This is a genomic window from Agromyces zhanjiangensis (assembly GCF_040496055.1).
GTDB lineage: Bacteria > Actinomycetota > Actinomycetes > Actinomycetales > Microbacteriaceae > Agromyces > Agromyces zhanjiangensis.
This window is the reverse complement of the sequence record NZ_JBEPKB010000002.1, coordinates 57,677-78,877: the sequence shown is the minus strand read 5'-3', so window position 1 is coordinate 78,877 and position 21,201 is coordinate 57,677. Positions and strand designations below refer to the sequence as shown.

17 protein-coding genes are annotated in these 21,201 nt (G+C 71.0%); 5 read left to right on the top strand and 12 right to left on the bottom strand.

What is annotated here, in order from left to right; genetic code table 11:
• Positions 1-8: 8 nt before the first annotated feature.
• From ABME02_RS03565 to ABME02_RS03545, 5 genes are all read right to left on the bottom strand, one after another.
• The gene (locus ABME02_RS03565; RefSeq protein ID WP_353813911.1) at positions 9-1,802 is read right to left on the bottom strand and encodes a peptidoglycan D,D-transpeptidase FtsI family protein; all 1,794 of its coding nucleotides are present in this window, start codon (positions 1,800-1,802) and stop codon (positions 9-11) included.
• A 49-nt stretch (positions 1,803-1,851) separates the two neighbouring features.
• A complete protein-coding gene (gene ftsL / locus ABME02_RS03560) occupies positions 1,852-2,430 on the bottom strand; it encodes a cell division protein FtsL (protein ID WP_353813910.1) in 579 nt (192 codons plus the stop codon).
• On the bottom strand, positions 2,427-3,380 hold the full coding sequence (rsmH, locus tag ABME02_RS03555) for a 16S rRNA (cytosine(1402)-N(4))-methyltransferase RsmH (protein ID WP_353813909.1): 954 nt from the start codon (positions 3,378-3,380) through the stop codon (positions 2,427-2,429). The genes ftsL and rsmH overlap by 4 nt, the downstream gene beginning before the upstream one ends.
• 104 nt (positions 3,381-3,484) lie before the next feature.
• A complete protein-coding gene (gene mraZ / locus ABME02_RS03550; RefSeq protein ID WP_154344783.1) occupies positions 3,485-3,916 on the bottom strand; it encodes a division/cell wall cluster transcriptional repressor MraZ in 432 nt (143 codons plus the stop codon).
• Positions 3,917-4,325: 409 nt separating this feature from the next.
• Positions 4,326-4,712: an SCO2097 family morphological protein gene (locus ABME02_RS03545; RefSeq protein WP_353813908.1), complete on the bottom strand. Its 387-nt coding sequence runs from the start codon at positions 4,710-4,712 to the stop codon at positions 4,326-4,328.
• A gap of 76 nt (positions 4,713-4,788) precedes the next feature.
• Here ABME02_RS03545 and ABME02_RS03540 point away from each other — a divergent pair, with 76 nt between their 5' ends.
• Positions 4,789-5,898, top strand: a complete 1,110-nt coding sequence (locus ABME02_RS03540; protein ID WP_353813907.1) for a polyprenyl synthetase family protein — start codon at positions 4,789-4,791, stop codon at positions 5,896-5,898.
• A 12-nt stretch (positions 5,899-5,910) separates the two neighbouring features.
• Here ABME02_RS03540 and ABME02_RS03535 read toward each other — a convergent pair whose 3' ends face one another.
• A complete protein-coding gene (locus ABME02_RS03535; protein ID WP_353813906.1) occupies positions 5,911-6,249 on the bottom strand; it encodes an Rv2175c family DNA-binding protein in 339 nt (112 codons plus the stop codon).
• A gap of 132 nt (positions 6,250-6,381) precedes the next feature.
• Between ABME02_RS03535 and ABME02_RS03530 the strand changes: the two genes are divergently transcribed.
• Positions 6,382-7,608, top strand: a complete 1,227-nt coding sequence (locus tag ABME02_RS03530) for a LysM peptidoglycan-binding domain-containing protein (RefSeq protein ID WP_353813905.1) — start codon at positions 6,382-6,384, stop codon at positions 7,606-7,608.
• A gap of 124 nt (positions 7,609-7,732) precedes the next feature.
• Entirely contained in the window at positions 7,733-9,613 is a 1,881-nt protein-coding gene (pknB, locus tag ABME02_RS03525) for a Stk1 family PASTA domain-containing Ser/Thr kinase (RefSeq protein ID WP_353814393.1), read from the top strand.
• A gap of 100 nt (positions 9,614-9,713) precedes the next feature.
• On the opposite strand, the gene ABME02_RS03520 is transcribed toward pknB, so the two are convergent.
• The 3 genes from ABME02_RS03520 to ABME02_RS03510 all read right to left on the bottom strand — a co-directional run bounded on the left by ABME02_RS03520 (position 9,714) and on the right by ABME02_RS03510 (position 12,878).
• Complete coding sequence (locus ABME02_RS03520; protein ID WP_353814392.1) at positions 9,714-11,042, bottom strand: class II 3-deoxy-7-phosphoheptulonate synthase; 1,329 nt, start codon at positions 11,040-11,042, stop codon at positions 9,714-9,716.
• A 142-nt stretch (positions 11,043-11,184) separates the two neighbouring features.
• Positions 11,185-11,880, bottom strand: a complete 696-nt coding sequence (locus tag ABME02_RS03515; RefSeq protein WP_353813904.1) for a lysophospholipid acyltransferase family protein — start codon at positions 11,878-11,880, stop codon at positions 11,185-11,187.
• Between the two features lie 50 nt (positions 11,881-11,930).
• On the bottom strand, positions 11,931-12,878 hold the full coding sequence (locus tag ABME02_RS03510) for an ROK family glucokinase (protein WP_353813903.1): 948 nt from the start codon (positions 12,876-12,878) through the stop codon (positions 11,931-11,933).
• Between the two features lie 140 nt (positions 12,879-13,018).
• Here ABME02_RS03510 and ABME02_RS03505 point away from each other — a divergent pair, with 140 nt between their 5' ends.
• Positions 13,019-14,854, top strand: coding sequence for an AMP-dependent synthetase/ligase (locus tag ABME02_RS03505; protein WP_353813902.1), 1,836 nt, complete (start codon positions 13,019-13,021; stop codon positions 14,852-14,854).
• A gap of 87 nt (positions 14,855-14,941) precedes the next feature.
• Here the strand turns inward: ABME02_RS03505 and def are convergent, their stop codons facing one another.
• From def to ABME02_RS03490, 3 genes are read right to left on the bottom strand one after another with little or no spacing between them, the layout of a single operon-like run.
• Positions 14,942-15,433 carry a peptide deformylase gene (gene def, locus ABME02_RS03500; protein WP_353813901.1) on the bottom strand — a complete coding sequence of 164 codons (492 nt, stop codon included), beginning with the start codon at positions 15,431-15,433 and terminating at the stop codon, positions 14,942-14,944.
• A gap of 13 nt (positions 15,434-15,446) precedes the next feature.
• Positions 15,447-16,811 (bottom strand): MinD/ParA family ATP-binding protein, encoded by a 1,365-nt coding sequence (locus ABME02_RS03495; RefSeq protein WP_353813900.1) that lies wholly within the window; start codon positions 16,809-16,811, stop codon positions 15,447-15,449.
• Between the two features lie 38 nt (positions 16,812-16,849).
• The gene (locus tag ABME02_RS03490) at positions 16,850-20,254 is read right to left on the bottom strand and encodes a pyruvate carboxylase (RefSeq protein ID WP_353813899.1); all 3,405 of its coding nucleotides are present in this window, start codon (positions 20,252-20,254) and stop codon (positions 16,850-16,852) included.
• 78 nt (positions 20,255-20,332) lie between these two features.
• Here ABME02_RS03490 and ABME02_RS03485 point away from each other — a divergent pair, with 78 nt between their 5' ends.
• Positions 20,333-21,175, top strand: a complete 843-nt coding sequence (locus tag ABME02_RS03485) for a ParA family protein (RefSeq protein WP_353813898.1) — start codon at positions 20,333-20,335, stop codon at positions 21,173-21,175.
• The last annotated feature ends 26 nt before the right edge of the window (positions 21,176-21,201 follow it).

The following is a 21,201-nucleotide window of genomic DNA, read 5'->3' as shown; positions in this document are numbered from 1 at the left end:
CAACTTTCTCACCAGGTGGCTGGCAATTCGGGCGCCTGGGCGCCGGACGGAACGGTCCGATACTTCTTCAACACCTGGCTCATCACCTGCTGGAAGACGGGAGCCGATGCGGCGGACGAGTTCATCTTAACGGGGTTCATGATGCTGACCGAAACGACGAACTCCGGGTCGTCCACCGGTGCGAATCCGGACACCGACACCAGGTAGCCCGACTGGTATCCTCCGTTGCCGTCGGGCACCTGCGCCGTGCCCGTCTTGGCCGCGACGCGGTAGCCCGGGACCTCCCACTGGTCGGCCAGCCAGCCGTTCAGGTAGACCTGCTCGAGCATCTCGCTCGTCTGGTCGGCCGCCTTCTCGGACACGACGCGCCGCCCCTCGTCGGCCGGCGCGTCGGTGACGCTCCCGTCCGAGTTGCGGCAGCCGTCGACGAGCGTCACCGGCATGCGCACGCCGCCGTTGGCGAGCGCCTGGTAGGCGCTCGTGATCTGGATCGCGGTCGTCGTGAGGCCCTGACCGAACATCGTCGCGTACTTGGTCTGGTTGTCCCATCCGTCGGGTCCGCCGTGGAGGTCGCCGGGTTCCTCACCCGCGAACCCGACCTCGGACAGTTCGCCGAGACCGAAGTCGAGCATGTCCTGGTAGCGGCGCTCGTCGCTCACCTTCTCGCCGAACATCGACATGGCCGTGTTCGACGAGTCGATGAGCATCCCGGTCATCGTGTAGTTGGTCGGACCGTGGTAGTGGCTGTCGTTGATGTTCGCGCCGTTCGGCGGCAGGTACCGGTAGTCGGCCGTCACCCCGCTCGTGGGCGATCCCTCACCCGCGTCGATGACCGATGCCGACGTCAGCGCCTTGAAGGTCGACCCCGGCTCGAACGGCGCCGAGAACGCGCGCGAGCCGCGGTCGGCGGCGTCGACCGAGCTGGGCGAGTTCGGGTCGACCGTCGGGACGTCGGCGACCGCGAGCAGCCGACCCGTCTTGGCCTCCATCACGGTGACGGTCGCCCAGTCGGCCCCGGTCTCGGCCACGCGGGCGGCGGCGATGCGCTGCACGAAGTACTGCAGGTCGGCGTCGATCGTGAGCTGCAGGTCGCCGCCGTCGTGCGAGGTCTTGTTGACCACCTCCGAACCCGGGATGGCGACCCAGTCCTTCAGGCTGTGCAACCAGGTCATCTCGCCGTCCTCGCTCGCGAGGCACGCGTCCTCCGAGTACTCGAGGCCGGCGCCCGGCTCGCCTTCGTCCGTGACGAAGCCGAGCAGGTTGCCGGCGACGGCGCCGTTCGGGTACCGGCGGCTCGGCACCTCCTCCGAGTAGACGAAGGGGATGCGCAGCGCCTTCACCTGCTCGTACACGTCGGTGTCGACCCGCTTGGCGACGTAGGAGAAGTCGGCGCCCGGGTCCTTCGCCAGCTCGCCCTCGATCTGCGTGCGCAGCTCGCCCCCGCTCCGCCCGATCGCCGCGCCGAGTTCGCCGAGGGCGTCGTCGAGCGTCACGTCGGTCTCCTCGCCGTCGGACCCGGTCCGCTCGAACGACTCGGTCGCCATCGCCTGCTTGGGCGAGATCGTGATGTTGTAGCGCATCACGCTCTCCGCGAGCACCGTGCCGTCGGAGTCGAGGATGGCGCCTCGCTCGCCGTAGATCACGCGGGTCTCGGAGCGCACGTCCTTCGAGGCCTCGTTGAGCTCGGCGGCACGCACGACCTGGATGTCGACGAGCCGCACCACGAACCAGCCGACGACCAGCACGAGGGCGAGCCCCGCGGCGACGATCCGACGCATCGGGTGGCGGCTCACTCGGTTCATCGGCAGGTTCGCTCCGTCCGGCGTGGGGTCGTGGTGTGGTGCCGACGCGTCAGTGCGTCGCCGGGGTGGGAAGGCCGCCCGTCAGCGCCGGCGGAGCGGCCGGCGTGCCGTCCGCGGGCGTGGCGGGCTTGCCCTCCCCGCCCTTCGCAGTCTCCCCCTCGCCGCGCTCGGTCACGAGCGGCACGCCGTCGATCAGGGCATTGGGCACGAGCGCGGCCGACGAGGGGGCGGCCCCCGCCGCGGCGGTCGGGTCTCCGAGCACCGCGCCGTCGGAGAGCCGGAGGTACACCGGCGCGGCGTTCGGCACCATTCCGAGGGCCTCGGCATTCGCTGCGAGGAACTGCGGCGACTCGAGTCGATCGAGGTCGTCGGAGAGCTTCTGCTGCTCGCGCTGCAGTTCGGCCTGGCGGAGGAGCTGGGCGTCCATCTCGTAGGCGCCCTGGGTCATCGCGATGGACAGCAGCAGCTGGACGACCGCGATCGCCCCGATGGAGGCGAGCGCGACGACGGCGTAGGCGAGGCGCGGGCGCGTGCGTCGCGCGCCCGGCTCGGGAGCCGGACGGAGACGGGGCGCGGCGGGGGGCGCCCACCGCCGCGCGGGTCGGGTCTGGGCCGGCAGTGCGCTCACGACGGCCTCCTCACTCGTTCTGCGGCGCGCAGGCGCACCGGCTTCGCACGCGGGTTCTCCGCCTGCTCGGACTCGTCGGCGAGTTCGGCACCCCGGACGAGGAGCCGGAACTGCGGGCGATGCTCCGGAAGCTCCATCGGCAGCCCTGCGGGTGCCGTGGAGGTGGATGCCGCGGCCAGGACGCGCTTCACGAGCCGGTCCTCGAGCGACTGGTAGGACAGCACGACGATGCGGCCGCCCACGGCGATGAGCTCGAGCGCGGCGGGCAGCGCCCGCTCGAGCACCGCGAGCTCCTCGTTGACCTCGATGCGAAGCGCCTGGAACACGCGCTTGGCGGGGTGTCCGGCGCGCTGGACGGCCGCCGGCGTGGCGTCGTGCAGTACCTCCACGAGGCGACCGGATCGGGTGATCGGCGATTCGGCACGCGCGCGCACGATCGCTCGGGCGTACCGCGCGGCGAGCTTCTCCTCGCCGTAGTCGCGGAAGATCCGGCGCAGGTCCTCCTCCGAGTACTCGGCGATGACGTCCGCCGCGGTCCGACCGCGCGTGGGGTCCATGCGCATGTCGAGCGGCGCGTCCTTCGAGTAGGCGAAGCCGCGTTCCGCGCGATCGAGCTGGAGCGATGACACGCCCAGGTCGAAGAGGATCGCGTCGACCTCGGCGAACCCCTCGCCACGCACCGCCTCTGCGATGCCGTCGTAGACGGTGTGCACGAAGCGTGCCCGGTCGCCGAACTTCGCCAGCCGCTCCGTCGCGATCGAGATCGCGTCGGTGTCGCGGTCGAGGCCGATCGCGGTCGCGTTCGGGAACCGTTCGAGCACCGCCCGCGAGTGACCGCCCATGCCGAGCGTCGCATCGACGTACACGGCGCCCTCGCGCTCGAGCGCCGGGGCGAGCAGCTCGAGCGTCCGCTCGAGCATCACCGGGGTGTGGATCCGTTCGATGTCCATGGAAACTCCCTCCTTCCGGGCCTCCGGGTCCCGATCCCCATCCGTTCGTCCTGCTGCGGGGAAGTGCAGCAGGCTCGCACGGCTGGGAGTCGGGGCCCGGGGACTCAGAAGAGTCCGGGGATCACCTCCTCCGCCGTCTCCGCGAAGGCCGCCTCCTGCTCGGCGAGGTACGTCTGCCACGCCGTCGCATCCCAGATCTCCACCCGGCTCCCCGCGCCGATGACCGTCAGGTCTCGGTCGAGCCCCGCGTACGCGCGGAGGTTCGCTGGGATGGTGACCCGATGCTGCTTGTCGGGGGTCTCCGCAGAGGCCCCTGAGAGGAAGACGCGCATGTAGTCGCGCGCCTGCTTGCTCGTGACGGGGGCTTGGCGGATCTTCTCGCTCATGTCCTCGAACTCCCGCGCGCTGAACACGTAGATGCAGCGCTCCTGACCTCGTGTGAGCACGAGGCCGTTCGACAACTCATCCCGGAACTTCGCCGGAAGAATGACGCGACCCTTCTCATCGAGCTTCGGTTCGTAGCTTCCGAGGAACATCACGTCACCCCCATCCTCCGGCCAGGAACCAGGTGCGATCCCCACTTTACTCCACTACCCTCCACCGAACAACGACATTCCTCCGTTTTCACGCGTTTCGGCTCAGTGCAGGCCCGGATTCTCCGGCTTCTCGAAGGTGGAGGGAAGTGGATGCCCCAGGGCGCGCGCCGCTCGCGACGCGCCGCTCGCAACGCCCGAGCAAGCGGATTCCGGCCCGGCCGGCCGCCCCGATCCAGCGCGATGCGCGGCCGTTCCGGCCGAGGTGGTGGGAAGTGGAGGCGTTCGGCCCACACGGGTGGAGGATCGCCGCCCGACACCGCGGCGTGCACGCGATGGCGGCCGGACGCACGAAAAACGGGCTGATCCGAGATCAGCCCGTCAGTCGGTTGCGATCAGTCGAACGCGAAGGTCAGTCGCGACCCTCCTGCCGGCGGTCCCACCGCTCGTTCAGCCGGTCCATGAAGCCGGCCTGCGGCTTGGCCGCTTTCGACGACGCGCCCCCGCCTGGCATCGGCGTCGGGTTCGCACCACGGCGCTTCGTCGGCGTGATGGCCACCAGGACGCCGACGAACATCAGCGCGAAGCCGAGTACACCCACGACCGTGATCTGGGAGGCGACGCCACCGATGAGCGCGCCGGCTCCGGCCACGGCGAGGAGGACGCCGAGCACGATCGCCCGGTAATTCGGGCGCCCACGCCCGCCACCTCCGACGGTCGCGACGAAGTCGGCGTCGTTCTTGTAGAGGTTCCGCTCCATCTCCTCGAGAAGGCGTTGCTCCTGCTCCGAAAGCGGCATCTCATTCCCCTCAGTTCTCGGGACCGACGCTTCGTGAGGCCATTCTAGTCCTCCGCGGCCTCGCTAGGCTAGGCGAGTGGCCCCTGCTCCCCGACTCGTCGATGCGGTGAACGAACGCCTCGAGGAGTTCCTCGCCGACCGTGCAACCATTCTCCGCTCCATCAGCGACGACCTCGACCCGCTGGCGACATTCTCGAAGCGGTTTCTCAGCGGGGGCAAGCGCTTCCGGGCGAGGTTCTGCAGCCTCGGGTTCGACGCGGTCCGAGGCGGTCGACGCGAGCAGCCGGCGGGCGCGACCGCCGAGCGCTACGCCGTCGTGTCGGCCAGCGCCGCGCTCGAGGTGTTCCACGCCGCGGCGCTCGTCCACGACGACCTGATCGACAACTCCGACACGCGTCGCGGCGCACCGGCCGCCCACCGGGTGTACGAGGCGCAGCACCGCGACGGAGGCTGGGCCGGCGACGCCGAGGAGTACGGACGGGCGACCGCGATCCTGCTCGGCGACCTGCTGCTCGGGTGGAGCGACGAACTGCTCGACGAGGGCCTCGCCGCGCTTCGCGACCCGGCGGCCTCACGCGAGACCCGACTCGAGTTCAACCGGATGCGCACCGAGGTCACCGTCGGCCAGTACCTCGACATCCTCGAGGAGCGCGCCTGGCTCACGCACCCCGAGTCCGAGCAGCGCTCGCGCGCCGAGCGGGTCGTCGTCCACAAGTCCGCTCGGTACAGCATCGAGGCCCCGCTCACCATCGGCGGCGCGATCGCCGGCGGGTCGACTCGCCAGCTCGAGTCGCTGCGCGCGTTCGGACTCCCGCTCGGCATCGCGTTCCAGCTCCGCGACGACCTCCTCGGCGTCTACGGCGACCCCGCGGTCACCGGCAAGCCGGCCGGCGACGACCTGCGCGAGGGCAAGCGCACGGTGCTCATCGCGATCGCGCGCGAGCGGCTGTCGACCGGACAGCGCAGGCTGCTCGACGAGCTGCTCGGCGACCCGGACCTCGACGCGGGGCAGATCCGGATGCTCCAGGACACGATCCGCGCATGCGGTGCCGTCGACGAGCTCGAGGCCGAGATCGCGTCGAACACCGACCGCGCGCTGGCCGCGCTCAGGGCGAGCGAGCTGGACCGGGCGGCCGTGCGTGACCTCGCGGACCTCGCGCGCGACGTCACCCGTCGCGAGAGCTGACGCGGCGGTCGTTCAGGCCAGCGCCTGGGCGACGCGTCGGACCTCGGCCTTGCGGCCGGCCCTGAGCGCCGCGATCGGCGTCGTGCCGAGACTGTCCTCGTCGGCGAGGAACCACTCGAGCGCCTCGTCGTCGGAGAATCCCGCGTCGGCGAGGACGATCGCCGTCCCGTGGAGCTCCGGCAGCGGAGCGCCGTCGCGGAGGAAGGACGCGGGCACCTTCAGGACGCCGTCGACGCGCGCCCCGAGCAGGTGCCGGTCGTCGATGAGTCGGCGGATCCTGCCCGGGCTCTGCCCCATCCGCTCGACCAGCTCGGGGATGGTCAGCCACTCGGTCTGCTCGACGTCGGTCACAGCACCAGCCTGCCACGAAGGCGCGTCCGTCGGAACCGCCCCGGCCCTGCGGCGCGACGCGCGCCGATGAGTTTGACTCGCCCCCGCCGTCGTGAGACCGTGACGACATCCGCTCGCAGGCGGAGGGGGAACATGAGGCAGCATCCGGGCGATTCGCCCACGGGGGACGTGACCGGGGCCGGCGACCGGGCACCCGCGTACCGCCGGGTCGGCGTGCGGCGGCTCCTCACCGTTCCCGTCGCGGTCGTCGGCGCCGTCGCCGTGATCCTGGGGATCGTCCAGCCCGCCGAGGCCGCGCCGCAGTCCGTGAAACGGCAGCCGAAGGCGAAGGAGGCTCGCGGGACGCCGACGCCCCGCCAGGCGGCTCCGGCCTCCGCTGCGATCCCGCAGGAGGTGGTCGTCGCGCAGGGCGACACCGTGAGCGCGATCGCCGAGCGCTTCGGGCTCTCCACCGCCGAGGTGCTCGCCGAGAACGGGCTCAGCTGGTCCAGCCTGATCTTCCCCGGCCAACGCCTCGCGCTGCCCGGAGGAACGCCGAATGCCGCCGCGACCCAGGACACGGGCATCGCCCGGCACATCGTCGCACCGGGCGACACCATGATCGCCATCGCCGCCGAGTACGGCCTCGATGTCGAGGTGGTGCTCAGCGCGAACGGGCTCGGTCGCGCGAGCCTCATCTTCCCCGGGCAGGCCATCACGATCCCCGGCGGCGTCCGCACCGCGGCATCCGCCGACTCGACGTCGGCACCCGATCCGGCGCCGACCCCGGAGCAGGCGCACGTCGTCGCCGAGGGCGACACCCTCATCGGGATCGGCGAACGCTACGGGGTCGGGCTCGATCGACTGCTCGAGCTGAATGGGCTGACCGCGTCGAGCATCATCGTCCCCGACCAGCGCATCGTCGTCCGGGGCGCGGTCGTCGAGGCGTCGACCGTCGCCGCGCTCGACGTCCGACTCGACGACGAGATGCGGGCGAATGCGCGGGTCATCGTCGACGTGGGGCGGTCACTCGGGATCCCCGACCGGGGCATCGTGATCGCGCTCGCGGCCGCTGCGCAGGAGTCGGGCCTGCGCAACGTCCGGCACGGTGACCGCGACTCGCTCGGGCTCTTCCAGCAGCGTCCGAGCCAGGGCTGGGGCACCCCGGAGCAGGTGCTCGATCCCGTGCGCGCCGCGACGGCCTTCTACGGCGGGCCGTCGACGCCGAACGAGGGCCGGACGCCCGGGCTGCTCGACATCGCCGGCTGGGCCGACCTGTCGGTGACGGATGCCGCGCAGGCGGTGCAGCGCAGCGCCCACCCCGAGCACTACGCCAAGTGGGAGGCGTCGGCGCGCCGCTGGCTCGACGAACTCGGCTGAACGGAGGGATGCGTCCGATCGTCACGATGCCGTTTCGATCGCGACCGTCCCGGCGTTTGTTCACCGAACGGCATATGTCACTTCGTACACTCGTACGGTGACCACCGCGCCGCCCGCCGACCCGATGATCGGCCGTCTCGTCGACGGCCGGTATCAGGTGCGCTCGCGCATCGCGCGCGGCGGCATGGCCACCGTCTACCTCGCCACCGACCTCCGCCTCGAACGGCGGGTGGCGATCAAGGTCATGCACGGCCACCTCGCGGACGACAACACGTTCAAGACCCGCTTCGTGCAGGAGGCGCGTTCGGCCGCGCGCCTGGCGCACCCGAACGTGGTCAACGTGTTCGACCAGGGCCAGGACGCCGACATGGCGTACCTCGTCATGGAGTACCTCCCGGGCATCACGCTCCGCGACCTGCTCAAGGACTACAAGCGGCTCACGCCGGAGCAGACCGTCGACATCCTCGACGCCGTGCTCTCGGGCCTGGCGGCCGCGCACAAGGCCGGGATCGTCCATCGCGACCTCAAGCCCGAGAACGTGCTGCTCGCCGACGACGGTCGCATCAAGCTCGGCGACTTCGGCCTGGCCCGCGCCGCGAGTGCGAACACCGCGACCGGCCAGGCCCTGCTCGGCACGATCGCCTACCTCTCCCCCGAACTCGTCACACGCGGCGTCGCCGACGCGCGCAGCGACATCTACGCGCTGGGCATCATGGCCTACGAGATGCTGACGGGCGAGCAGCCATACGTCGGCGAGGCGCCGATGCAGATCGCGTACCAGCACGCCAACGAGTCGGTCCCCGCGCCGAGCACCAGGACGCCGTCGGTCCCGCCCGAGCTCGACGCGCTCGTGCTCTGGGCGACGTCGCGCGATCCCGACCAGCGCCCAGCCGACGCCCGGATCATGCTCGACCGCCTGCGCGAGATCGAGCCGGCCCTGCGCCCGGCACGCCAGCACACGGCGATGCACGACACGCTCGTCATCGGCGGCGGCACCGACGTGCCCACCGCGGAGACCCGGGTGATCTCGCCAGGCGGCGTCGCCGTCGCGACGGCGGTCGACGAGGACGACGACGATGCCGCCGCGCTCGAGCGGTCCGCGAACCGCCGTCGGAACCGGGGCTACTGGCTCCTCGCGCTCGTACTGCTGCTGACCGGGCTCTCCGTCGGCACCGGGTGGTACTTCGGCGCGGGCCCGGGGGCCCTCGCATCCATCCCGGACACCGCGGAGATGCTCCCCCAGAACGCGACGCAGGCCCTCGAGGACGCCGGCTTCGGCGTCGACCCCGTGGACCGCAATGACCCCGTCGTACCGGCGGGCCAGGTCATCGGCACCGACCCGCCGGCCGGCGACCTCGCGCGCCGCGGGTCGACGGTGACCATGTTCGTCTCGACCGGTCCGCAGATCCTCGCGGTTCCCGACGTCGTGGGCCAGCCCGAGGACGATGCGCGCGCCCAGCTGACCGATTTCTCCGTCGCGGACGACAGCAGGCCGCAGTTCTCGGCGGACGTCGCGGAGGGACTCGTCCTCGCGGTCCTCGACGCCGACGGCGCAGCGGTCGGCTCGGAGTACGCCGAGCTCGGCGAGCTGACCCTCGTCGTGTCGGTCGGGCCGGTGCCGCCGGTCGAGGGCCTCGCGGTCGGCGAGGCGCAGTCGCGACTCGACGGCGCGGGCCTGAAGATCGAGTTCGCCGACGCCGCCTACGACGACGCCGTGCCGGTCGACTCCGTCATCACCGCCGAGTGGCTCGACGACCCCATGAACCCCGGCGACACCGTGCGGCTGACCGTGTCGAAGGGTCCCTCGCCCGTCGAGGTGCCGGACGTCGTCGGCACGACCATGTCCGACGCCATCGCCGAGCTCGAGGCCGCCGGGTTCTCCGTGGCCTACGAACTCCCCGACCTCTTCCTGCCGCTCGCGACCGTCAAGGAGCAGACGCCCGCGGCGGGCGAACTCGCGCCGCGCGGCAGCAGCGTGCGCATCGTCGGATCCCTCACGCTCTGATCGGAGGGCGCCCGAGTCGCGAGGCCGCGGGCCATCCGACGCGGAACGGGCGGTCGTGGCATCCGTCATGCCACGACCGCCCGTCGGCGTCGATGCGCGATCAGCGCGTCGCGAGCTCCTCCGCGACCAGGAACGCGAGCTCCAGGGACTGCATGTGGTTCAGTCGCGGGTCGCAGAGCGACTCGTAGCGCGTGGCGAGCGTGTCCTCGTCGATGTGCTCCGACCCGCCGAGGCACTCGGTCACGTCGTCGCCGGTCAGCTCGACGTGGATGCCGCCCGGGTGGGTCCCGGCGGCCCGGTGCGCCTCGAAGAAGCCCTTGACCTCGTCGACGACGTCGTCGAAGCGACGCGTCTTGTAGCCCGTGGGCGTCGTGATGCCGTTGCCGTGCATCGGGTCGGTCACCCACAGCGGGTTCGCGTCGGAGGCCGTGATCGCCTCCAGCAGCGGCGGCAGGGCGTCGCGGATCTTCCCGGCGCCCATGCGCGTGATGAAGGTGAGTCGACCCGGCTCCCGGTTGGGGTCGAGCCTCTCGACGAGCTCGAGCATGACCTCGGGCGTCGTGGTCGGGCCGAGCTTCACGCCGATCGGGTTCCGCACGCGGGACAGGAAGTCGACGTGCGCGCCGTCGAGCTCGCGCGTGCGCTCGCCGATCCAGATGAAGTGCGCCGACGTGTTGTAGGGGGTGCCGGTGCGCGAGTCGATGCGGGTCATCGGGCGCTCGTAGTCCATGAGCAGGCCCTCGTGGCCCGTGTAGAACTCCGTTCGCCTGAGCTCGTCGAAGTCGGCCCCGCAGGCGTCCATGAACTTCACCGCGCGGTCGATCTCGCGGGCGAGTTTCTCGTACCTCGCGTTCGCCGGGTTCGCAGCGAAGCCCTGGTTCCACGCGTGCACCTGACGCAGGTCGGCGAAGCCTCCCTGCGTGAACGCGCGGATCAGGTTCAGCGTCGAGGCCGCCATGTGGTAGCCCTGCAGCAGGCGCGACGGGTCGGCCGCGCGCGACTCGGGCGTGAAGTCGTATCCGTTGACGATGTCGCCGCGGTACGCGGGCAGCGTGACGCCGCCGCGGGTCTCGGTGTCGCTCGAGCGCGGCTTGGCGAACTGGCCCGCCATCCGCCCCATCTTCACGACGGGCATCGACGCGCCGTAGGTGAGCACGACGGCCATCTGCAGCACGGTCTTCACCCGATTGCGGATCTGGTCGGCGGTGGCGCCCGCGAAGGTCTCGGCGCAGTCGCCGCCCTGCAGCAGGAACGCCTCGCCGCGCGACGCGGCCGCGAGGCGGTCGCGGAGCATGTCGACCTCGCCCGCGAAGACCAGCGGCGGCAGCGTGGCGAGTTCGGCGGATGCCGCGTGCGCGGCCTCGGTGTCGGGCCAGCTCGGCTGCTGCTTGATCGGCAGCGTGCGCCAATAGTCGAGGCCGGCAATCACGGAGGGATCTGCATTCACGACCGGCTCGACGAGCTGTACCACTGGGACTTCCTGAGGGTTCGGGCGCACACGGCGCGGGAAACGGGACCGGCGCCGCACGTCGCGACGCCGTGCTCCCAGCCTACCCCGGCGCGGAGTCTCGTTACCGCGACGGGGTCTGGGCGGCCCGCTGCTCGCGGAGCGTGCTCGCGTACACGTCGACGTACTCCTGGTCGCTGAGCGACCGCAGGTCGTAGACGAGCTCGTCGGTGACCGAGCGGAGCACGAAGCGATCCCCCTCCATGCCGTGGAATCGCGAGAAGTCGAGCGGCTCGCCGAACACGATCCCGACGCGCCGCACCTTGGGCAGCCGCGTGCCGATCGGCATGATCTCCGCCGTGCCGATCATCGCCACGGGGACGACGGGGACGCCGGCCTCGAGCACCATGCGGGCGACGCCCGTGCGCCCGCGGTAGAGCTTGCCGTCGGGGCTGCGCGTGCCCTCGGGGTAGATGCCGAGGATGCGTCCCTCGCCGAGCACGCGCAGGCCCGTGTTGAGCGACGCCTCGGAGGCCTTCCCGCCGGAACGGTCGATCGGCAGCTGCCCCGCCGCCTGGAAGAACATGCGCGTCGCCCAGCCCTTGAGGCCCTTGCCCGTGAAGTACTCGCTCTTGGCGAGGAACACCACCGGTCGATCGACGACCAGTGGCAGGAAGATCGAGTCGATGAAGGAGAGGTGGTTCGACGCGAGGATGACGGGGCCATCCTTCGGCACCCGTTCGAGCCCGACGACCCACGGCCGGAAGACCGAGAGGAGCAGCGGTCCCACCACGATGTGCTTCATGATCCAGTAGAACACCCAGGTCCTCCGTCTCGTCCCGCTGCCCGGCAAGCCTATCGCCGGAGGCGTCAGGCGTGCTCCTCGACCCAGACGCGCGCGAGGTCGGCGGCGCCGACGACGCCGGCGTCGTTGACGAGTTCGGCGATCACGAAGTCGGGCTCGGGGTGGTAGCCCCGCGCCGGGAGGTGCTCGAGGAACGACTCGCGGATCGGCGCGAGCAGCAGCTCCCCTGCGACCGCGACCCCGCCGCCGAACACGAAGCGCTGCGGGTCGAGGACCGCCGACAGGCTGGCCGACGCCTCGCCGAGCCAGCGTCCGAGCTGCCGCAGCGCGGCGACCGCACCCGGGTCCTCGGCGGCGATCAGCCCGCCGACGATCGTGCCGTCGAGCGCGCCGTGCTCCTCACGTGCCCGAGCGAGGCTCTGCCCGATCCCGCCGGCGTCGGCGATCTCGTTCGCCATGCGCATGAGCGCCCGCCCGGAGCCGTACTGCTCGAGGCATCCGTGCTGGCCGCACCCGCAGGCGACGCCGTTCGGCACGAGACGCAGGTGGCCGAGCTCGGCGCCGGCGCCGAACCCGCCGCGGAAGAGCCGGTCGCCGGCGACGATCGCGCCGCCGACGCCCGTGCCGATCGTCAGCATGACCATGTCGCTGACCATGCGCCCGGCGCCGAAGCGGAACTCCGCCCAGCCGGCGGCGTTCGCGTCGTTCTCGACGACGACGCTGCCGCCGACGCGCGCCTCGAGCTTCTCGCGGAACGGCTCGTTGCGCCAGTCGATGTTCGGCGCGTAGTACACGGTCGACTGCGCGGCGTCGATGAAGCCGGCCGCGGCGACGCCGACCGCTTCGATGCGCTCGCCGGCGGCGAGCTCGCCGATCATCGCGACCACCGCGTCCTCGAGGGCCACGGTGTCGACCGGCGTCGGGACCCGAGCCGAGCGGACGATGCCGCCGAGCTCGTCGACCACGGCGCCCGCGATCTTGGTGCCGCCGATGTCGATGCCGATCGCGTGCACGTCGAACGCCTTTCGCCTGGGTGAGTGGGTGTGAACAGCCGGTCTGCTCCCCGCTGCACCGACTAGAGTGTAGTCAACCCCACAGCAGTGGTCGTGCGGCCCCGAACCCGCCCGGCCCTTCCGGTGCCGAAGGAGCTACCGTGATCGAGTTCACCACCGCGCCCCTGGTCCCCGCCGACCCCGACGCGAACACCACCGACCTGCTGGTCGACCGGGTCAAGGCGACGCCCGACTCGGTGCTCTTCTCCCTGCCGACCGGTGACGGCGGCTGGAGCCCGGTCACGACGCGTGAGTTCCACGAACAGGTCGTGCGCCTCGCGAAGGGCCTCGTCGCCGCGGGCATCCAGCCCGGCGACAAGATCGGGCTGATGAGCAAGACCCGCTACGAGTGGACGCTGATCGATTTCGCGGCGTGGTTCGCCGGCGCCATCCTCGTCCCCGTGTACGAGACGAGCTCGCCCGCCCAGGTGCGCTGGAACCTCGGCGACTCGGGGGCGATCGCGGTCATCCTCGAGACGGCGGATCACTTCGCACGATTCGACGAGGTGCACCCCGACCTCCCGGCGATCCGCAACGTCTGGCAGATCGACCTCGGCGACCTCGACAAGCTCGCCGCGTCGGGCACCGAGGTTCCCGACGACGAGATCGAGCGACGCCGCAACCTCGCCGTCGGCTCCGACATCGCCACGCTCATCTACACGTCGGGATCGACGGGCAAGCCCAAGGGCTGCGTGCTCACCCACTCGAACTTCGTCGAGCTCTGCCGCAACTCGGCGGTCGCGCTCGACGAGGTCGTGCTCGACCCGAACGGCGCCTCGACGCTGCTCTTCATCACCACGGCGCACATCTTCGCCCGGTTCATCTCGGTGCTCTGCGTCCACGCCGGCGTCCGCGTGGGTCACCAGCCGGACACCAAGCAGCTTCTCCCCTCGCTCGGCAGCTTCAAGCCGACCTTCCTGCTCGCGGTGCCGCGCGTGTTCGAGAAGGTCTACAACGTGTCGGAGCAGAAGGCCGAGGCCGGTGGCAAGGGCAAGATCTTCCACGCCGCGGCCGAGACGGCGGTCGCGTACTCGACCGCACAGGAGGCCGGTGGGAAGATCCCGCTCGGGCTCCGGCTGAAGTTCGCGCTGTTCGATCGCCTCGTCTTCTCGAAGCTCCGCGCGGCGATGGGCGGCAACGTCAAGTACGCGGTCTCGGGCTCCGCCCCGCTCGGCCCCCGGCTCGGGCACTTCTACCACGCGCTCGGCATCACGATCCTCGAAGGGTACGGCCTCACGGAGACCACCGCGCCGGCGACCGTCAACCTCGCCCACCGGTCCAAGATCGGGACGGTGGGACCGGCGCTGCCGGGCGTGTCGGTGCGCCTCGCCGACGACGGCGAGATCCAGGTCAAGGGCGTCAACGTCTTCAAGGAGTACTGGAAGAACCCCGAGGCCACCGCGGAGACCTTCGACGGCGAGTGGTTCAAGACCGGCGACGTCGGCGAGTTCGACGCCGAGGGCTTCCTCACCATCACCGGGCGGAAGAAGGAGATCATCGTCACGGCCGGCGGCAAGAACGTCGCCCCTGCCGCGCTCGAGGATCCCATCCGCGCGAACCCGCTGGTCGGTCAGGTGGTCGTCGTCGGCGACCAGAAGCCGTTCATCTCGGCCCTCGTGACGCTCGACCCCGAGATGCTGCCGGTCTGGCTGAACAACCACGGCGAGGATGCCGGCATGAGCGTCGACGACGCTGCGAAGAGCCCTGCGGTGCTCGCCGAGGTGCAGCGCGCGATCGACGCCGCGAACGAGAACGTCTCGCGCGCGGAGTCGATCCGCAAGTTCGTCATCCTCCCGATCGAGTTCACGGAGGACAGCGGTCACCTCACGCCGAAGATGAGCATCAAGCGCAACGTCATCCTCGACGACTTCTCCGACGAGATCGACGGCCTCTACTCGGGCGCACCGGCGACCGAGGGCCACTCGATCGTCAGCTGACCCGACCGTTCGACGACGAATGCCCCGCGGCGCGAGCCGCGGGGCATTCGTCGTCGACGCGCCCCCGCCCGCGGCCGGCCGGGCGACTCAGAACCAGTCGGACTCGCGCACGGCGCGCATGGCCGCCCGACGTTCGTCCTTCTCGAGGCGGTCGAGGTAGAGCACCCCGTCGAGGTGATCGGTCTCGTGCTGCAGCGCCTGCGCCATCAGGCCCTCGCCGGCGAGCTCGATCTCGTTGCCGTCGAGGTCGATACCGCGCACGCGGGCGTACGGATGCCTCGGCGTCTTGTGCCAGAGCCCCGGGACCGAGAGGCAGCCCTCGTCGACGAGCTCGGGATCGCCCGTGACCTCGACGAGGACCGGGTTGATGATGTACCCCACCTCGCCCTCGACGTTGTAGCTGAACACGCGGAGGTTCACGCCGATCTGCGGTGCGGCGACGCCGGCGCGACCGGGAAGCCGGACGCTGTCGACGAGGTCTTCGACGAGTGATCGGACGCGGTCGTCGACGAGGTCGACGGGGCTCGAGACGGTCTTCAGGACGGGGTCGCCGAACAGGCGAATAGGACGTTCCGGCAATGGTGCTCCGTGTTCAGTGCCCGCGCTCGACGGGCAGGCCTTCCACCACGAGGGCGGCGAGTTCGCGGGCCGAGTGCTGGGTCACCGGACGCAGGTCGCTCCAGTTCACCACCGACCCCGCTGCGAGCTGCGGGTCGTACGGGATCCGCACGATCTCGCGCACGCGAGACTGGAAGTGGGCTTCGATCTCGTCGACCTTGACGAGGTGCGTGCCCTGCGTGGCCAGGTTGATCGCGACGACGGCGTTGCGGACGAGCTCGCCGTACCCGTTCGCCTCGAGCCAGGTGAGCGTCTCGCTCGCGAGTCGCGCCTCGTCGACGCTGCCGCCGGAGACCACCACGATCGAGTCCGCCCGCTGCAGCGTCGCCCGCATCACGGAGTGGACGATGCCCGTGCCGCAGTCGGTGAGCACGAGCGAGTAGTACCGTGCCGCGAGCCCGGCGACGACGTTGTAGTCGTTGTCGTCGAACGCCTCGGACAGCGAGGGGTCGGTGTCGGATGCGAGGATGTCGAGTCGCGTCTCGTCACGCGAGACGAACCTCGAGAAGTCGGTGTAGCCGCCGATGGACGACGCCTTCGCGACGACGTCGCGCACGGTCTCCCTCGTCTGCCGGTCCACGCGTTCGGCGAGGGTACCGCGATCCGGGTTCGCATCGATCGCGATGATCCGGTCGTCGCGCGCGTCCGCGAGGGCCATGCCGAGCAGCGTGGTCACGGTCGTCTTGCCGACGCCCCCCTTGCGGGTGAGGACCGGGACGAAGCGCGCACCGCCCTCGAAACGCCGGCGGATGCGCTCGCTCATCTCCCGATGGGCCCGGACCTTCGCCGAGTCACCGAGGTTCACGAGGTGGAAGGTGGCCTCGTAGAGGAACCGGTTCATGCCGCCCTGGGGTGCCGGACGCGTCGTGCGGTTGACGTCGATCAGGCGATCCGCCGTCAGCGACTCCGCAGTCTCCGGCACCTCGACGGGCGCGACCGCCGACTGCGCGTCCGCCACGATCGCGACATGCGAGCCGGTGTCGGTCGTCACGCGCTCGCGGCGCAGGCGTGCACCGTCCGCGGCGAGCAGCGCACCGTAGGGCGACGGGTCGTGCCGTGCCGCGGAGCGGTACCCCCCGGCACCGGCGAGGGCGGGCACGACGTCGACGGACGTCGTCCCGGTCGTCACTGCGCCCAGGTCGCCCGGATCGACCGCGACGTCGTCGATGGCCACGGCCACCTCGTCGTCGGGCATGACCCGCGCCGGGGCCGGCGGGAGGTCCACCCGCACGTCGACGTCGTCGGCCGCGTGCGCACCGCCCGCGCGCGCTCGCCCAGCGGTGGTACGGGAAACGGGGCGGCGGTCGCCGCGATCCGGATCTTCATCGTGCTCTGCCACCGACTTCCCCTCCTCATCAGTGCCGAACAGTCCCGAGTCTAACCCGGGCGCACGACGACGAGCAGATCACCCGCCTCCACCTGCTGGGTCTTCGGGATGGCGACACGCTCGAGGACTCCGGCGACCGGCGATGTGATCGCGGCCTCCATCTTCATCGCCTCGATGGACGCCACGGCCTGGCCGGCCTCGATCTCGGCACCCGCCTCGACCTGGAGGGTCACCACGCCGGAGAACGGCGCCGCGATGTGGCCCGGCTGCGAGGCATCCGCCTTCTCGGCCGCCCTGGACTCGACGGTGATGCTGCGATCGCGAACGAAGACCGGACGGAGCTGGCCGTTGAGGATCGTCATCACGGTCCGCATGCCCTTCTCGTCGGCCTCGCCGATCGCCTCGAGGCCCGCGTAGAGCCGGACGCCGCGTGCGATCTCGACGACGTGCTCCGACCCGGGGCGCAGGCCGTACAGGTAGTCGGCGGTGTCGACGACCGACAGGTCGCCGAACAGCTCGCGGATCTGCTCGAACTGCCGGGTCGGTGCCGGGAAGAGCAGCGAGTTGAGCAGGGCCTGGCGCTCCACGCCGGGCTCGGACAGCCCGCGACGCTGGGCGTGCGTGAGCTCGGTGACGCCGACGCGCACGTCGCGACCCGCGAGCACCTTGGTCCGGAAGGGCTCCGGCCATCCTCCCGGCAGGTCGCCCAACTCCCCCGCCATGAATCCGATGACGGAGTCGGGCACGTCGTACTTTTCGGGGTTCTCGGCGAAGTCCGCCGGGTCGGCCTTCACCGCAGCGAGGTGCAGGGCGAGGTCGCCGACGACCTTGGACGACGGCGTGACCTTCGGCACGCGCCCCAGGATCTCGTTCGCCGCGGCGTACATGTCCTCGATGAGCTCGAAGTCGTCGGCCAGCCCGAGGGCGATCGCCTGCTGCCGGAGGTTCGAGAGCTGGCCGCCGGGGATCTCGTGGTGGTACACGCGGCCCGTCGGGCCGGGCAGGCCGGACTCGAACGGGCGGTAGATCCGCCGGACGGCCTCCCAGTACGGCTCGAGGTCGGAGACGGCGTCGAGCGGGATGCCGGTGTCGCGCTCGGTGTGCGCGAGCGCCGCGACGAGCGCGGAGGCCGAGGGCTGGCTCGTGGTGCCGGCCATCGGCGCGCTGGCGACGTCCACCGCGTCGACGCCGGCACGGCTCGCCGCGAGCAGCGTCGCGAGCTGGCCGCCGGCGGTGTCGTGCGTGTGCAGGTGGACGGGCAGGTCGAACCGCTCGCGGAGCGCGGCGACGAGCTTCTCGGCGGCGGCCGGCCGCAGGAGGCCCGCCATGTCCTTGATCGCGAGGACGTGGGCTCCGGCCGCGACGATCTCGTCGGCGAGGCGGAGGTAGTAGTCCAGCGTGTAGAGGTCCTCGTTCGGGTCGAGCAGGTCGCCCGTGTAGCAGAGCGCGACCTCGGCGATCGGGGTGTCGGCCGCGAGGACGGCCTCGATCGCGGGCCGCATCTGCGCGACGTCGTTCAGCGCGTCGAAGATGCGGAAGATGTCGACGCCGGTCGCCGCCGCCTCCTGGACGAAGGCGTCCGTGACCTCGGTCGGGTACGGCGTGTAGCCGACCGTGTTCCGCCCGCGCAGGAGCATCTGGATGTTGATGTTCGGCAGGGCCTCGCGGAGCGCGGCGAGGCGCTCCCACGGGTCCTCGCCGAGGAAGCGGAGCGCGACGTCGTAGGTCGCGCCGCCCCACGCCTCGACGGAGAGCAGCTGCGGCGTCATCCGGGCGACGTACGGCGCGACCGCCACGAGGTCCTTCGTCCGGACGCGGGTCGCGAGGAGCGACTGGTGGGCGTCGCGGAAGGTCGTCTCGGTGACCGCGAGCGGCGTCTGGGCGCGGAGCGCGGCCGCGAAGCCGGTCGGTCCGAGCTCGAGCAGCCGCTGACGCGAACCGGCGGGCGCGGGCGCCGTGAGGTCGATCTCGGGCAGCTTCTCGGCGGGCGCGACGGTCGTCGGCGCCTGGCCGTTCGGCTGGTTCACCGTGACGTCGGCCAGCCAGTTCAGGATCTTCGTTCCGCGGTCCTTCGAGACCCGGCCGCGGACCAGCTGCGGGCGCTCGTCGATGAAGGACGTGCTGAGGTCGCCGGCCATGAACTGCGCGTCGTCCATCACCGCCTGCAGGAACGGGATGTTGGTGGACACGCCGCGGATGCGGAACTCGGCGAGGGCGCGCTTGGTGCGCGTGACGGCCTGCTGGTAGTCGCGTCCGCGGCAGATGAGCTTGGCCAGCATCGAGTCGAAGTGCGGGCTGATCTGCGCGCCCGGGTTGACCGTGCCGCCGTCGAGCCGGATGCCCGCACCGCCCGGGGAGCGGTACGTCGTGATCTTGCCCGTGTCCGGCCGGAAGTTCGCGGTCGGGTCCTCGGTGGTGATGCGGCACTGCAGCGCCGCGCCGCGCAGGTGGATGCGGTCCTGCGTCAGGCCGAGGTCCTCGAGGGTCTCCCCCGCCGCGATCCGCATCTGCGCGACCACGAGGTCGACGTCCGTCACCTCCTCGGTCACGGTGTGCTCGACCTGGATGCGCGGGTTCATCTCGATGAAGACGTGCTCGCCTGCGCGGTCGCCGGCCGTGTCGAGCAGGAACTCGACGGTGCCCGCGTTGGCGTAGCCGATCGACTTCGCGAAGGCGACGGCGTCGCGGTAGAGCGAGTTGCGGATCTCGTCGGAGAGGTTCGGCGCCGGCGCGATCTCGACGACCTTCTGGTGGCGTCGCTGGACCGAGCAGTCGCGCTCGAAGAGGTGCACCGTCTCGCCCGCGCCGTCGGCCAGCACCTGCACCTCGATGTGCCGGGGGCGCAGGACCGCCTGCTCGAGGAACATGGTCGGGTCGCCGAAGGCGCTGTCGGCCTCTCGCATCGCCTCCTCGAGCGCGCGGCGCAGGTCCTCCTTGCGGTCGACGCGGCGCATGCCGCGACCGCCGCCGCCCGCGACGGCCTTCGCGAAGATCGGGAAGCCGATCTCGTCGGCCTGCGCGAGGAGCGCCTCGACATCGGTGGACGGCTCGGTCGACTTCAGCACCGGCACGCCCGCGGCGATCGCCTGCTGCTTCGCCGTGACCTTGTTCCCGGCCATCTCGAGTACGCGCGTCGGCGGTCCGATGAAGGTGATGCCGGCATCAGCGGCGGCCTGCGCGAGCTCGGGGTTCTCGGAGAGGAAGCCGTAGCCCGGGTAGATCGCGTCGGCGCCCGATTCCCGCGCGACGCGGATGATCTCCGAGACGTCGAGGTAGGCGCGGACCGGATGTCCCTGCTCGCCGATCTGGTACGCCTCGTCCGCCTTCAGCCGGTGGAGCGAGTTGCGGTCCTCGTAGGGGAACACGGCGACGGTCTTCGCACCGAGTTCGACGGCGGCTCGGAACGCGCGAATGGCGATTTCACCGCGATTGGCGACCAGGATCTTCGAGAACATGCAGGCCTTTCCGATGGGGGTCTTCCGCACAGCGAACATTTAGGTATCGCCGTGCGAGTAACGGTAACGTATTCGCTCGTGCACGTTCTCTCGGTCAGTTCCCTGAAGGGCGGGGTCGGCAAGACCACCGTCACCCTCGGGCTGGCGTCGGCCGCCTTCGCGCGAGGCGTGCGAACCCTGGTGGTCGACCTGGACCCGCAGTCCGACGTCTCGACGGGCATGGACATCCAAGTGTCCGGCCACCTCAACGTGGCCGACGTCCTCGCATCACCGAAGGAGAAGATCGTCCGTTCGGCGATCGCCCCGAGCGGTTGGACGAGGTCGAACCCGCAGTCGACCATCGACGTCATGATCGGGAGCCCGTCCGCCATCAACTACGACGGCCCGCATCCGTCGATCCGCGACATCTGGAAGCTCGAAGAGGCGCTCGCGAACGTCGAGTCCGACTACGAGCTGGTCCTCATCGACTGCGCTCCGTCGCTGAACGCCCTGACCCGCACGGCGTGGGCGGCCAGCGACCGTGTCGCCGTCGTGACCGAGCCGGGCCTGTTCTCCGTCGCGGCCGCCGACCGCGCGCTCCGCGCGATCGAGGAGATCCGTCGCGGGCTGTCGCCCCGCCTGCAGCCGCTCGGCATCATCGTGAACCGCGCGCGCGTGCAGTCCCTCGAGCACCAGTTCCGCATCAAGGAACTGCGCGACATGTTCGGCCCGCTCGTGCTCAGCCCGCAGCTTCCGGAGCGCACGTCCCTCCAGCAGGCGCAGGGCGCGGCGAAGCCGCTCCACATGTGGCCGGGCGAGAGCGCCGAGGAGATGTCGAGCCACTTCGACCAGCTCCTCGAGCGAGTGCTGCGCGCGGCGCGGATCGGCGACTTCGGTCAGGCCGGCGCACCGCAGATGGAGATCGACGCGCCGCAGCGCTGAGCCGACTCACCGGCGTCATACGGCGT